This window comes from Corynebacterium sp. KPL2825, from assembly GCF_037908445.1.
GTDB classification, from domain to species: Bacteria; Actinomycetota; Actinomycetes; order Mycobacteriales; family Mycobacteriaceae; genus Corynebacterium; species Corynebacterium kefirresidentii.
On the sequence record NZ_JBBMGI010000004.1, the window covers coordinates 13406 to 25942 of the forward strand.

Annotated in this window: 12 protein-coding genes; 4 read left to right on the forward strand and 8 right to left on the reverse strand. The window is 61.3% G+C overall.

Annotation, left to right across the window (positions count from 1 at the left end; all coding sequences use genetic code 11):
- Positions 1 to 145: 145 nt before the first annotated feature.
- From WMQ00_RS04050 to WMQ00_RS04065, 4 genes are all read right to left on the reverse strand, one after another.
- The gene (locus tag WMQ00_RS04050; protein ID WP_005527601.1) at positions 146 to 334 is read right to left on the reverse strand and encodes a helix-turn-helix domain-containing protein; all 189 of its coding nucleotides are present in this window, start codon (positions 332 to 334) and stop codon (positions 146 to 148) included.
- Between the two features lie 225 nt (positions 335 to 559).
- The gene (gene proC, locus WMQ00_RS04055; protein WP_340440686.1) at positions 560 to 1351 is read right to left on the reverse strand and encodes a pyrroline-5-carboxylate reductase; all 792 of its coding nucleotides are present in this window, start codon (positions 1349 to 1351) and stop codon (positions 560 to 562) included.
- A 72-nt stretch (positions 1352 to 1423) separates the two neighbouring features.
- The gene (locus tag WMQ00_RS04060) at positions 1424 to 2509 is read right to left on the reverse strand and encodes a tripartite tricarboxylate transporter TctB family protein (protein ID WP_340440687.1); all 1086 of its coding nucleotides are present in this window, start codon (positions 2507 to 2509) and stop codon (positions 1424 to 1426) included.
- Between the two features lie 9 nt (positions 2510 to 2518).
- Positions 2519 to 3448: a Ppx/GppA phosphatase family protein gene (locus WMQ00_RS04065; protein WP_080971159.1), complete on the reverse strand. Its 930-nt coding sequence runs from the start codon at positions 3446 to 3448 to the stop codon at positions 2519 to 2521.
- A 33-nt stretch (positions 3449 to 3481) separates the two neighbouring features.
- Between WMQ00_RS04065 and WMQ00_RS04070 the strand changes: the two genes are divergently transcribed.
- The gene (locus tag WMQ00_RS04070; protein ID WP_284835593.1) at positions 3482 to 4408 is read left to right on the forward strand and encodes a hypothetical protein; all 927 of its coding nucleotides are present in this window, start codon (positions 3482 to 3484) and stop codon (positions 4406 to 4408) included.
- Here the strand turns inward: WMQ00_RS04070 and WMQ00_RS04075 are convergent.
- The 4 genes from WMQ00_RS04075 to mshA form a co-directional block, all read right to left on the reverse strand.
- Positions 4405 to 5112, reverse strand: a complete 708-nt coding sequence (locus WMQ00_RS04075) for a response regulator transcription factor (protein ID WP_049358745.1) — start codon at positions 5110 to 5112, stop codon at positions 4405 to 4407. The two genes, WMQ00_RS04070 and WMQ00_RS04075, sit on opposite strands and share 4 nt — an antisense overlap.
- Entirely contained in the window at positions 5109 to 6371 is a 1263-nt protein-coding gene (locus WMQ00_RS04080; RefSeq protein WP_200288320.1) for a sensor histidine kinase, read from the reverse strand. The genes WMQ00_RS04075 and WMQ00_RS04080 overlap by 4 nt, the downstream gene beginning before the upstream one ends.
- 63 nt (positions 6372 to 6434) lie before the next feature.
- Positions 6435 to 7181 carry a phosphoglyceromutase gene (locus WMQ00_RS04085; protein ID WP_023020469.1) on the reverse strand — a complete coding sequence of 249 codons (747 nt, stop codon included), beginning with the start codon at positions 7179 to 7181 and terminating at the stop codon, positions 6435 to 6437.
- Positions 7182 to 7221: 40 nt separating this feature from the next.
- Positions 7222 to 8487, reverse strand: coding sequence for a D-inositol-3-phosphate glycosyltransferase (gene mshA, locus WMQ00_RS04090; protein WP_023020468.1), 1266 nt, complete (start codon positions 8485 to 8487; stop codon positions 7222 to 7224).
- A gap of 66 nt (positions 8488 to 8553) precedes the next feature.
- On the opposite strand from mshA, the gene WMQ00_RS04095 reads away from it, so the two are divergent.
- The 3 genes from WMQ00_RS04095 to WMQ00_RS04105 all read left to right on the forward strand — a co-directional run bounded on the left by WMQ00_RS04095 (position 8554) and on the right by WMQ00_RS04105 (position 12537).
- On the forward strand, positions 8554 to 10269 hold the full coding sequence (locus WMQ00_RS04095) for a long-chain-fatty-acid--CoA ligase (protein WP_200288322.1): 1716 nt from the start codon (positions 8554 to 8556) through the stop codon (positions 10267 to 10269).
- A gap of 1 nt (position 10270) precedes the next feature.
- The gene (locus WMQ00_RS04100) at positions 10271 to 10756 is read left to right on the forward strand and encodes a methylated-DNA--[protein]-cysteine S-methyltransferase (RefSeq protein ID WP_200288323.1); all 486 of its coding nucleotides are present in this window, start codon (positions 10271 to 10273) and stop codon (positions 10754 to 10756) included.
- 71 nt (positions 10757 to 10827) lie between these two features.
- On the forward strand, positions 10828 to 12537 hold the full coding sequence (locus WMQ00_RS04105; RefSeq protein WP_340440689.1) for a long-chain-fatty-acid--CoA ligase: 1710 nt from the start codon (positions 10828 to 10830) through the stop codon (positions 12535 to 12537).

Consider the following 12537-nt stretch of genomic DNA (forward strand, 5'->3'; position numbering starts at 1 on the left):
GCCACATCAGCGAGCCGACACGAATGCACACCATCTTACCCAGCCCCCAGCCCGTGACCAAAAAGGGCCCAGGAGAAAGAACAGCGCCCACCACCGCTGACCACGATGGCCAGCAGAGGTGGGCGCTGTCTAGTGCGGCGCGAGCCTAGGCTCCGTAGACGGATGCCTCCAAGTACTCGTTGACGGCGGACTCGTGGACGCGGAAAGAGCGTCCAACGCGAACAGCCGGCATTTCGCCTGCGTGAACCAAACGGTAGACGGTCATCTTGGAGACGCGCATAATCTCGGCGACCTCCGCGATCGTCAGAAAGGTTCCCTTATCTTCATTTGCCATATATATCTAACCCTTCAGCTCGGTGCGCGCTGTAGGCTTCCCCTCCCACAGGACTTCACGCACGTGCTTGTCCTAGCCTATCGTGAAACATGTGACTAATGCGACCCAAGTGCCAAATTTCTTCACAGCATTCATTAGGGTTTACCCCGAAAGCGCTGCTTAACACCCGCCCCAACGCTCCCGGGCGGGTACACCCCCACCACGGGAAGGTCGCGCACGGAAGCTTTAGCCAAGCTCCTTAGCCTTGTCGGAGCAGGCCTCTGCCGCGCGGTAGAACGCTCCGCGCAGGCCGGACTCCTCCAGCTCGCGAACAGCGGCCGCGGTGGTGCCGCCCGGCGAGGTCACTCCGGCACGCAGCTGGGTGGCCGAGCGGCGAGAGCTGGCCAACATCTCGCCGGAGCCGGCTGCGGCCTGGGCGGCAAGCTTCTCGGCGACGTCGCGGGGAAGCCCGAGCTGCACGCCGGCATCGACAAGCGCTTCTGCCACGAGGAAGAAATAGGCCGGCGAGGAGCCTGCCAGCGCGGTGGCGGCGTCGATATTCTTCTCTGGGATAACCGCAACCTCGCCAACGGCTTCGAGCAGCTCGCGCACGCCGTCCATCTGGGCATCGCTCACATGCTCGCCGGCCGCGCAGGTGCACATGCCGCGGCGCACCAACATGGGGGTATTGGGCATAACGCGCACCACCGGCACGCCTTCGCCCGCCGCATCCTGCAGCTGCTCTAGGGTCAGGCCCGCGGCCATGGACACGACCACGGCATTCTTGGCCGGCTCAAGGCCTTCGAGCAGGTCCAGGATGGCGTAGGGCTTCACACACGCGAAGATATAGTCCGCGCCGTCTACCGCCGCTGCATTATCGCTGGTGGTATTCACGCCATAGGTCTGTTCGAGTTCTTGGCTGCGCGATTCGGTGCGATTGGTAACCGTGATATCCGAGCCCGCAAAGCCCGAAGCTACGAGTCCCGAGGTCAAAGCCTCACCGATTTGTCCGCCGCCTAAAATTGCAATCTTTGTCATAGTCTCCACCATGCCAAAAATGTGGAACCCCGGCTACCACGTGGGGTAACCGGGGCATCGACAAGCGCGGGGTTAAAGCATAACCAATAGCAGCGGGCCGAAGGTGAGGACGAGACCGGTAAAGCCGGCCAGGAACATGGAGAAACCATCGCGTGCGGTGCGCAGCGCGTGGGTCACACCGACCATAATCGCGGTGACGCACAGCGCTAGGACGGCCACGACCAGGCGTGGGAAGTTATCCCACAGAATCTCAAAGCCCTTGAAGATGACAATCGCCAGCAGGATGCCCGCGACAATCATCAGCAGGATGGATACCGGGTTGAGCTTCTCGTGCTCTTCTTCCACCCAATCCTCGTTGTCCTCGACCTTGGGTAGGTTGCCGGTTTCCTCTGCGCTCTTGGCGACGCCCGCCTTCTTCGACGCCGGCACCGCCGCCGCGGCCGCTCCAGCACCTGCCGCTCCAGCGCCCGCTGCCGCAGCTCCCGCTCCGGCTACCTTCGCGCGCTTGTCATCCTTAGGCTTTTCAGCGCGGGCCTTTTCTGCGGCTGGCTTCTTTGCCGCTGGCGTGTCCGCAGCAGGCTTTGCAGCAGCAGGTTTAGCCTCGCCCGCCTTATCCACCCGCTGGATTACCGCGGTGTCATCGGCTGAAGGCTGGTTCTTCTTCGCCGCGTCCTGAGCCGCGCCGGTGGCAGCAGGCTTTTGTGCGGCCGGAGCAGCGGCAGCCGGAGTAGCGGACGAAGCAGCTGCGGTCTTTGTGGTGGGCCTTGCGGCAGGCTTGGTAGTCTGCGCCGCCTTAGCTGCGGGCTGTGCCGCGCGCTTTGCCGCCGGCTTTGCGGCTGGGTCCGCGGCGGGCTTCTTCGTGGAATCGGCACCGGCCTTCCCGGCAACCGCCTTCTCGGCACCGGCCTGTTCGGCTGACTTGGGGGAACGGATGACGGGGGCGTCTTCGTCGATAGAGACGGAGGTGTGCTTGGCCTCGGCAGGAGAAGCCTTGACCTTTTTGAGGTTGCCGGTCAGCTCGGCAACGGAAATGCCGCCTTCATCCAGGCTGCGGCGGTGGCGACGAGAACGGTTGTCTTTCTTGCTTTCCTTCTCGCCGCGGGCTTTGTTATTGCGAGCCAGCAGCTCCGCCACGGTCAACTTATTCTGGTCAGCCATGATCTCTTCCTATTCCAATCCCTTGTCGGTCCGGCGCAAAATGACGCCCTCACGCAGCGCCCATGGGCAGATTTCCAGCTTCTCGATTTCCAAGGCTCGCATGGATGCCTCGGCCACCAGAGCGCCGGCAACGATTTGGTGCGATCGGTTAGAACTTACACCTTCTAGGTCCGCTCTGTCTGCCGCAGTCATGCGGGAGATGAAGGAAATCAACTGACGCAGACCCGGTGCAGTCAGCGTGCGCTTGACGTATGGGCCGGCAGACGAGGGCGCAGAACCGGTAAGTCGTGCAAGCGTACGGAAGGTTTTAGAGGTGCCCACGGCGAGGCCGGCGGGACCCATCGCCTTCATCTGTGCGGCAACGTCCTCAAGCTCCGCATCAATAAAATCGCGCAGCGCACTTACCTTCTTCTTCTCTGGTGGGTCGGTATCGAACCAATTATGGGTCAACCGGCCGGCACCTAGGTCGAGGGAGAAAGCAAGGTCGGGGTGCTCATCAGTACCGGTGGAAAGCTCCAGCGAGCCGCCGCCGATATCCAGGTTGGTGATACGGCCAGCGGACCAGCCATACCAGCGACGCGCGGAGAGGAAGGTCAGCTGGGCTTCTTCCACGCCGGAGAGGATTTGCAGGCGCACGCCAGTATGCTTTTCCACCTCATCGAGCACTTCCTCAGAATTGGGCGCGGAGCGCACCGCCGAGGTAGCAAAGGCAATGAATTCAGCGCAGCCAAGTTTTTCGCCCAGCTCGCTAGCTTCAGCTACGGCACTGACCAGCTTCTTTACACCCTTTTCATGGATGTTTCCCTTCTTGTCCAGCTGTTCTACCAGCCGGAGCGGGGTCTTCCAATCACTCATCGGAGTCGGCCGTCCGCCCGTCGCGGCATCGACCGCAACAAGGTGGACAGTATTGCTTCCGACGTCTAATACACCTAATCGCACACTAATAGCGTAGTAGGTCTACCGTGGTTAGGTGTGAATCGCCCAAAATCTGACACGGTATATCTAGGTTTTCCCGCGAGCTCGCCCGCGGCGGCGTCGATAAGAGCAGGCCGCGAAGAGGCCCCCGATTTCCCGCGGGAGTGGTTTGAATTTACCAACCCGAACGACCCGCACCACGTCTTTTCCATCGACCTGACATGGGTGGAATCGCACTACAGCTGCCAGTTTGGTACTTCGGCATGCCGGGGCATCGACAAGCGCCAGCCCGAAGTGGGCTGCTGCGTGCATGGCGCTTATATGGCTGATGAGGAAGACCGCGACCAGCTTTATGACGCCGTCGCGCGCATGCCCGCCGAATATTGGCAGCTGCGCCCAGCGGGGGTAGATGAATTCCTCGCGCAAGACGATACGGATGAATTAGAGCCGTGGCTGGAATGGGACGAGCTCGACGGCGAGGACGGGGAACCGGAGCCGGCCCTTAAGACGCCGATTGTGGATGGCGCGTGCATTTTTGCCAACCGCACCGGTTGGGCAACGGGCACGGGCTGCGCGCTGCACCAGTGGGCGGTGGATGCTGGCGAAGAGCTCACAGTGGTCAAGCCGGAGGTGTGCTGGCAGCTACCGCTGCGCCGGTACGAGGATTATGAAGAACGCCCGGATGGGCAGGAGATTTTACGCACCCAGATAGGCGAGTATGACCGTCGCGGCTGGGGCAATGGCGGCGAAGATTTTGATTGGTATTGCTCAGCCGATTCCGCCTGTCACGCCAACCCGCTGCCGATGTGGCAGTCGCACGAGGACGAGCTGGTAGCACTAATGGGCCGCGAGTCTTATGAAATTTTGGCCACGCACTGCAAGGCCCGAGCGGCGGCGGCCGAACACGGCGTCCAGCTCACGCAGCACCCGGCCAGTGTGAAGGCCGGGAGCCTGCAGGCGGAAAGCCCGCAGGCGGAAGATTAGAGCTCGAATTTATAGCCCAGACCGCGCACCGTGACCAAGTGCTTCGGGCGGGAGGGCTGTTCCTCAATCTTGGAGCGGAGGCGCTTGACGTGGACGTCGAGCGTCTTGGTATCGCCGACATAATCAGCGCCCCAAATGCGGTCAATGAGCTGACCGCGGGTGAGCACGCGGCCGGCGTTGCGCAATAGGTACTCCAAGAGGTCGAATTCCTTGAGAGGCATGGATACCGGCTCATCGGCAACGGTAACGGTGTGGCGCTCCACGTCCATCTTGACGCGGCCGCCTTCGAGGATCTGCTCGGCAACCTCTTCCTCGGCCTCGGCCTCGGCACCGGCTCCAGAATCATGGCCGCGACGCAGTACCGCACGGATGCGGGCGATAAGCTCGCGGGAAGAATAAGGCTTGGTGACGTAGTCATCGGCGCCCAGCTCGAGGCCGACGACCTTATCAATCTCGGAGTCGCGCGCGGTGACCATGATGACGGGCACGGACGAAGTAGTGCGCAGCTGTTTGCATACCTCGGTGCCGGACATGCCGGGCAGCATGAGGTCCAAAAGGACGATATCGATGTCGTTTGCGGCAAACTTTTCCAGCGCGGTAGGGCCATCATGCGCGATGATGGGTTCAAAACCTTCCTTGCGGAGGAGGAATGCCAGCGGATCTGCCAGCGACTCTTCATCTTCAACGATGAGGATGGTGGTCATTGTGCTTTATCCTTTCGACGTGCTGCAACGCGTGCCACTGCACGCGGGAGCCCAGGCGCCGCCGCGTCGACGGCATCCCTTTTCTCATTATCCTTCATGCCAGCTTCCTGCGCTGGCTTTTCTTCCCTGTAGATGGGCAATTCAATGGTGAATGTAGAACCCGTACCCGGCCGGGACCATAGTTTGATATTGCCACCATGGTTGGCCACCACGTGTTTAACAATTGCTAATCCTAGGCCAGTGCCTCCGGTCTGCCGCGACCGGGCTTGGTCTACACGGAAGAAGCGTTCAAAAACACGTTTCTGGTCATCCGGTGCGATGCCAATGCCACGGTCCGTGACGCGGATGAGTACGACCCCACCATCCACCACCTTTTGGGAGACAGACACCGGCATTTTCTCCGGCGAGTAGTTAATCGCATTGGAGACCAGGTTGGATAGTGCTGTTACCAGCAGGGATCGATCGCCTTTAACCTGCACGCCGACAGAGGCGCCGCGGTTGAGCTCGATGGAACGGGCCTCGGCAGCAAGGTGGTTGCGCGAGAGGGCTTCATCGATGAGATCATCTACGGCCAGCGGTTCCATCTCCGGCAGGGCCTCGGCGCCCTGCAGCTTGGACAGGGAGATAAGTTCGCTGACCATATCGGCCATGCGGTTGGCTTCCTTATAGACCTTATTGCCAAAGTACTCCACGGTCTCTTGGTCACCGGGATCTTGTAGCAGGGCCTCTGCCAGCAAGGCAATGCCGCCGACGGGTGTCTTGAGCTCGTGGGAGACGTTCGCCACGAAGTCACGGCGGGCGGACTCCATGCGGACATTTTCGCTTTCATCGGTGCCGTAGACGATGACAAAGCGGCCGTCATTAAGAGTCAGTGGCTTAATCACCGCCCTGACCTGCGTGACGCGGTGTCCCGTGCGCCGCTTGGGAATAGCTATGTCAACGGTGCGGGTCTCCTTGTCTTCGAAGACCTCCTGCGCGGTCTCCCATACCTCTGGGTTAACGGCGCGGTCATGCACCAAGGACATCTCATGCGCGGCCGGATTAGACATGACGATTTCCTGGCTGCGGTCCAGCACCGTCAGCGCCGTCGGCGAGCCTTGCACGGCCAAGTGCAGCACCTGGCTAACCGTCGTAACCTGATTGGCCCCGACATCGGTAGCCTGGCGGTAGCGCGCAATGCGCCCGCGCGCCCAGGACATCGCCGGCAGCGCCAACCCGCAGGCCACCACGCCGGCGGCAAAGGAAAGAATCAATTCCACGTGTCTAGCCTATCCATCACAAAGTCCCCAGGGAATACTCCCCGGGGACTTTAGCGCAGTTACTTACTTACCGCCCTGCGCAGCAACGGCGGCGGCACCGGCAGCAGCAGCTTCCGGATCCAGGTAGGTACCGCCTGGGTTTGCTACCGAGCCGTCCTCGGTAATCTCATAAACCAGCGGGATGCCGGTGGGGATATTCAATCCGGCAATATCATCATCAGAAATATTGTCCAGGTGCTTGACCAGTGCGCGCAGGGAGTTACCGTGAGCGGCGATGAGCACGGTCTCGCCCTTCTTTGCGCGCGGGAGGATTTCCTCTTCAAAGTACGGCACAAAGCGGGCGACAACATCCTTGAGGCACTCGGTCTGCGGGACCTTATCTAGGTCTGCGTAGCGCGGGTCATTGGCCTGCGAGTATTCGGAGTCATCGGCCAGCTCTGGCGGGCGCGTGTCATAGGAGCGGCGCCATGCCATGAACTTTTCCTCGCCGTACTCTTCCTTGGTCTCAGCCTTATTCAGGCCTTGCAGGGCGCCGTAGTGGCGCTCGTTGAGACGCCAATCGCGCACTACTGGGATCCAGTGACGATCGGCGGCATTGAGCGCGATATTTGCGGTGCGGATAGCGCGGCGCAGAAGAGAAGTATAAAGGACGTCCGGCAGAATGCCTTCCTGCGCGAGCAGCTCGCCGCCGCGCTTGGCTTCCGCCTCACCCTTTTCGGTCAGGTCTACATCGACCCAGCCAGTGAACTGGTTGGACTCATTCCACTTGGATTGGCCATGGCGAAGGAGAATTAGCTTTCCGTTAGTCATGTTTCCAGCATGCCACGAAATGGCTCCCAGCGTAGGAGGTTTAGTCTCCACTTGCCCGCCGTTGATGGCAGTCTGGAACCTCGATATGGCTGGCCTCGTCATAGATTTCTGCGAGCGCTGCGGCGGAGCTGGCCCAGCTAAAACGCGCGGCGTGGGCGACGGCGGCTTCGCCCATGGCGATGCGCATGGGGTCGTCGTCAAGCAGGCGGGCCAAGGCATCAGCCCAATCCTCCGGATCGTGCGAGTGCACCAGCAGGCCAGTTTCCCCGTCAGCCACGGCAATGGGTAGCCCGCCGACGGCGGCAGCAACCACCGACGTGCCAGAGGCTTGGGCCTCCAGAGACACTAGGCCGAAGGACTCGTTATAGCTGGGCACCGCCACAATATCAGCCGCGCGGTAGACCCCCACCAGTTCCTCCGGCGGGCGGGCACCCAAAAAGCGCACCCGCTTATCGACGCCCAACTCACGCGCCAACTCCCTATATGCCTCCGGCGCTGTATTGGCCCCCGACGGGCCACCGCAGATAACCACCCGCAGGTTGCGGGCCGGCTCGCGGCGGAAGAGCTCGGCCGTGGCGCGGATGAGTACCTCCGGGCCTTTGAATTTTTGTAAGCGGCCGACAAAGGCCACCACCTTGGTGTGCAGCGGAATGCCCAACTCGCGGCGGGAGCGCTCGGTATTGCGGTCCGTGCCAGGGGTAAAAAGCTCTACGTCGGCGCCGGGCGAGACCACGCGAATATTGGCTCTCTCGGCATCATAATGTTCGGCCAAGTCGCGGGCTTCTTGCTCGGTATTGACCACCAGCAAGTCCGCGTTATCCACCAATTGCTGTTCGCAGATGCGGCGGGCTTCGGACTCCAAGGTGTCATCCGCCGTCCGCGAGGCGTTTTTCACCGCGGCCAAGGTATGCGCTGTGTGAATAAGCGGGATACCCCAGAGATCCCGCAACAGCCAGCCCACCTGGCCAGAAAGCCAGTAGTGGGAGTGAATAAGGTCATATTTTTTACCCTGCCATTTGGCAAATTGCACCATGCCGCCGGCGAAAGCGGCCAGCTGGGTAGGGAGATCCTCTTTATCTAGCCCCTCGTACGGGCCCGCGACGATATTGATAACGCGCAGGCTAGGCTCCACCGCAATGATTTCGCCTTGGCTGGGCCGGGTGGCGCGGGTATAGACGTCTACCTCGATTCCCCGGCGGGCCAATTGGCGGGCAATATTGAGGACGTAGACGTTCATTCCACCCGCATCCCCTGAGCCAGGCTGCTCGATAGGGGATGTATGCATAGAAATCATGGCGATGCGCATGGCGCTCCATTCTAGCGGCGCTATACTGGCCCCTGCCAGAAACCTACGCTACCGAAAGGTCACGTTTTGTCCGCATATGAAACAAAGGCTTGGCTCCAGTATTACCCGGAATGGACACCGCATACGCTGGACTACGGCGATACCACGCTGCTGGATATTTATGACAACAACCTAAAAATCAACGCGGATCGGCCGGCTACCTATTTCTTTGGCCGTACGCAGTCCTATGCTGAGCTAGACCGCCAGGTTCGCGCAGCGGCCGCGGGCCTGAAGGCCTTCGGCGTGCGGCCAGGTGACCGCGTAGCGATCGTCGCGCCCAACTCGCCGCAGTACATCGCGGCGTTTTATGCCATTCTGAAGCTCGGTGCGCAGGTGGTACTGCATAACCCGCTCTACACCGCCCACGAGCTGGAAGGACTCTTCCAAGATCACGGCGCGCGCATCGCCATCGCTTGGGACAAGGCCGCGCCCACGCTGGAGAAGCTGCGGGCAACCACCAATCTGGAAACGGTCGTGTCCATCAACATGATCAACGCCATGCCCACCCTGCAGCGCGCCGCTTTGCGCCTGCCTATTCCGCCGCTCAAGTCCAAGCGCGAGCAGCTATCTTCCCCGGCGCCAAATACCGTGCCGTGGGAAACTTTGGTGGGCAACGCAATCGGTGGCGACGGCAGCGATATCACCACGCCGGAAGACGTGGACAAGGACACCATCGCGCTCATCATGTATACCTCTGGTACCACCGGCGCCCCGAAGGGCGCCATGCTCTCGCACGGGAACCTGTTTTCCAACCTCCTGCAGGGCAAGGCGTGGGTGCCGGGCTTGGGCGATAAGCCCGAGCGCATGCTCGCCGCCCTCCCCTTCTTCCATGCTTATGGCCTGACCATGAACGTGACCCTGGCGCAGTTTATCGGCGGCGAGCTGGTTATCCTGCCTAAGCCAGATATGTCGCTCATTATGCAGCTGATGAAAAAGCACACCCCGACCTGGGTGCCGGGTGTGCCGACGCTCTACGAGCGAATCGTCAAAGCCGCCGACGAGCAGCAGATTCCTATCAAGGGCGTGCGCGCAGCCTTCTCCGGGGCTTCTACCTTGCCTTCGGACACGGTCAAGAAGTGGGAGAACTATACCGGTGGCCTCTTGGTGGAAGGCTATGGCCTGACCGAATGCTCGCCCATCATCGTGGGCAACCCTATGAGCACCGACCGCCGCCCCGGCTACGTGGGCATCCCCTTCCCGGATACCGAGGTGCGCATCGCCAACCCAGATAACCTCGATGAAACCCAGCCCGATGGCACCGAAGGCGAAGTTTTGGCGCGTGGGCCACAGATTTTCAAGGGGTACCTCAATAACGAGGAGGCCACCGAGGCCGCATTCCACGGCGAGTGGTTCCGCACCGGTGACATGGGCGTTATGGAAGAAGATGGCTTCATCCGCCTGGTTAGCCGCATCAAGGAGATCATCATCACCGGCGGCTTCAACGTATATCCGGGCGAGGTGGAAGAAATCTTGCGCGAGCACCCGAGCATTGATGACGTCGCCGTGGTAGGCCGGCCACGCGAAGATGGCTCCGAGGACGTCGTCGCCTGCCTCGACTTGGCCGATGGCACCGCTCTCGACCCGGAGGGACTCAAGGAATACTGCCGCGAACGCCTTACCCGCTACAAGGTCCCGCGCACCTTCTACCACTTTGAAGAGCTGGCTAAGGATCAGATGGGCAAGATCCGCCGCCGCGAGGTCCAGGCAGACCTTATCCGCCGCCTCGAGGCCGAAAAGGACTAGCGTGTTCCGCCTCATCGATAGCCCCCTCGGACCCCTGCGCCTGCAGGCGAGCCCGCGGGGGCTTTCCCGTGTGGAATTCACCGCAACCGGCGCCCTGCCGGAAGCGGTGGGCAGTGCGGATGAAAGGGACGTCGAAAAGCACAGCACAGACGTGCTCGATGCGGCGCAGGCGCAGCTTGCGGAGTACTTCGCTGGCCGGCGCCGCGCCTTCGAGTTGCCTTTGGACCCGCCCACCACAACCGAATTTCGCGCGGCCGTACACGCGCAGTTGACGGAGATTGGTTATGGGGAAACGGTCACGTATCGCGACGTCGCCAAGATGCTCGGCCGGCCCGGCGCGACGCGGGCCGTGGGCAGCGCGTGCGGCGCCAATCCCCTGCTTATTGTGCGGCCGTGCCACCGGGTGCTGCGTAGCGATGGCGGGCTGGGCGGATACGCGGGCGGGCTAGCTGCCAAACGATTTTTGCTGACGCTGGAAGAAATCTAGAAGGATTCTTTCGGTTTGGGATAAACTATCCCCTCAGAAATAGTTTTTGTAGCCAAACGAAAGGTTTTCGCGTGTCCACTTCCCCCTCCCAAGCCTGGCTCCAGCACTACAGCGACTGGACCCCACACACGCTGGACTACGGCGATAAGACCATCGTCGACTACTACCGCAATAACCTGCGGGTCAACGCCAATAAATCCGCCACCTATTTCTTCGGGCGCACGCAAACCTACGCAGAGCTCGATAGCCAGGTGCGCGCCGCCGCGGCCGGTCTCAAGGCCTTTGGCATTCGCCCGGGCGATAAGGTAGCCATCGTCCTTCCCAACTGCCCCCAGCACATCGCCGCCTTTTATGCGGTCCAACTACTCGACGCCACCGTGGTCGAGCACAACCCGCTTTATACCGCCCCGGAGTTTGAGGGGCTGCTCAAGGACCATGGCGCGCGCGTGGCTATTGCCTGGGATAAGACCGCCTCCACGCTGGAAAAACTGCGCTCGACTACCCCGCTGGAGACCATCATCTCCGTCAATATGGTAGATGCCATGCCTCCGCTCAAGCGCCTCGCGCTGCGCCTGCCCATCCCACCGCTGGCTGCCAAACGAGAGCAGCTGACCACCCCTGCCCCCAATACCGTGGAATGGTCCACGCTCATCGGCGCGGCCATCGGCGGCGACGGCACGGACCTCGATTTCTCCGAGATCTCCCCGGACGATATCGCGCTCATCCTCTACACCTCTGGTACCACCGGCAAGCCCAAGGGCGCACTATTATCCCATGGCAACCTCATCGCCAATGCCATCCAAGGCAAAGCCTGGGTACCGCAGATGGGCAAGCAGCAAGAGCGCTTCCTCGCAGCGCTGCCCATCTTCCACGCCTATGGCATGACCACGCTGTGCATTTTCAGTATCTACCTGGGCGCCGAGCTCATCCTGCTTCCCTCGCCGCAGATGCCGCTCATCCTGGACATCCTAAAGAAGCGCACTCCCACCTGGCTGCCCGGCGTGCCCACGCTCTACCAGAAGATCATGGACGCGGCCGAAGAAAAAGACGTTGACTTAAGCGGAATTCGCAACGCCTTTTCCGGCGCGGCCACGCTGCCTGTAGAGATTGTGGAGCGCTGGGAAACCATGACCGGTGGACGGCTCGTGGAGGGCTTTGGCATGACGGAAACCTCCCCGGTCCTCACCGCCAACCCCATGAATGGCAAGCACCGCCCCGGCTATGTGGGCGTGCCCTTCCCAGATACGGAGGTGCGCATCGCCAACCCCGATAACTTGGATGAAACCCAACCCGATGGCCAGCCGGGCGAGATGCTCGCGCGCGGTCCGCAAATTTTCCAGGGCTATTTTGGCAATGCCGACGCCACCGAAAAGACTTTCCACAATGGCTGGTTCCGCACCGGCGATATGGCACTGATGGAACCGGATGGCTATATCAAGCTGGTCAGCCGCATCAAAGAAATCATTATCACCGGCGGCTTCAACGTGTATCCCGCCGAAGTGGAAGAGGCCATCGCGCAGCACCCCGATGTGGTGGACGTCGCCGCCGTGGGTCGCCCCCGCCAGGATGGCTCCGAGGACGTCGTCGGTTGCGTCACCCTGCGCGATGGTGCCGTGCTCGATCCCGAGGGATTGAAGGAATTCTGCCGCGAGCGCCTTACCCGCTACAAGGTCCCGCGCACGTTCTATCACTTTGAGGATTTGGCGCGCGACCATCTAGGCAAGATTCGCCGCCACCAGGTGCGTAAGGACCTGCTCGAGCTGTTGGAGGCAAAGGCCTAA

Bases quoted from the DNA above. Each gene is read 5' to 3' on its own strand.
- WMQ00_RS04075 (WP_049358745.1), bottom strand. From the start codon at position 5,112: ATGACCACCATCCTCATCGTTGAAGATGAAGAGTCGCTGGCAGATCCG.
- WMQ00_RS04085 (WP_023020469.1), bottom strand. From the start codon at position 7,181: ATGACTAACGGAAAGCTAATTCTCCTTCGCCATGGCCAATCCAAGTGG.
- mshA (WP_023020468.1), bottom strand. From the start codon at position 8,487: ATGCGCATCGCCATGATTTCTATGCATACATCCCCTATCGAGCAGCCT.
- proC (WP_340440686.1), bottom strand. From the start codon at position 1,351: ATGACAAAGATTGCAATTTTAGGCGGCGGACAAATCGGTGAGGCTTTG.
- WMQ00_RS04060 (WP_340440687.1), bottom strand. From the start codon at position 2,509: ATGGCTGACCAGAATAAGTTGACCGTGGCGGAGCTGCTGGCTCGCAAT.
- WMQ00_RS04050 (WP_005527601.1), bottom strand. From the start codon at position 334: ATGGCAAATGAAGATAAGGGAACCTTTCTGACGATCGCGGAGGTCGCC.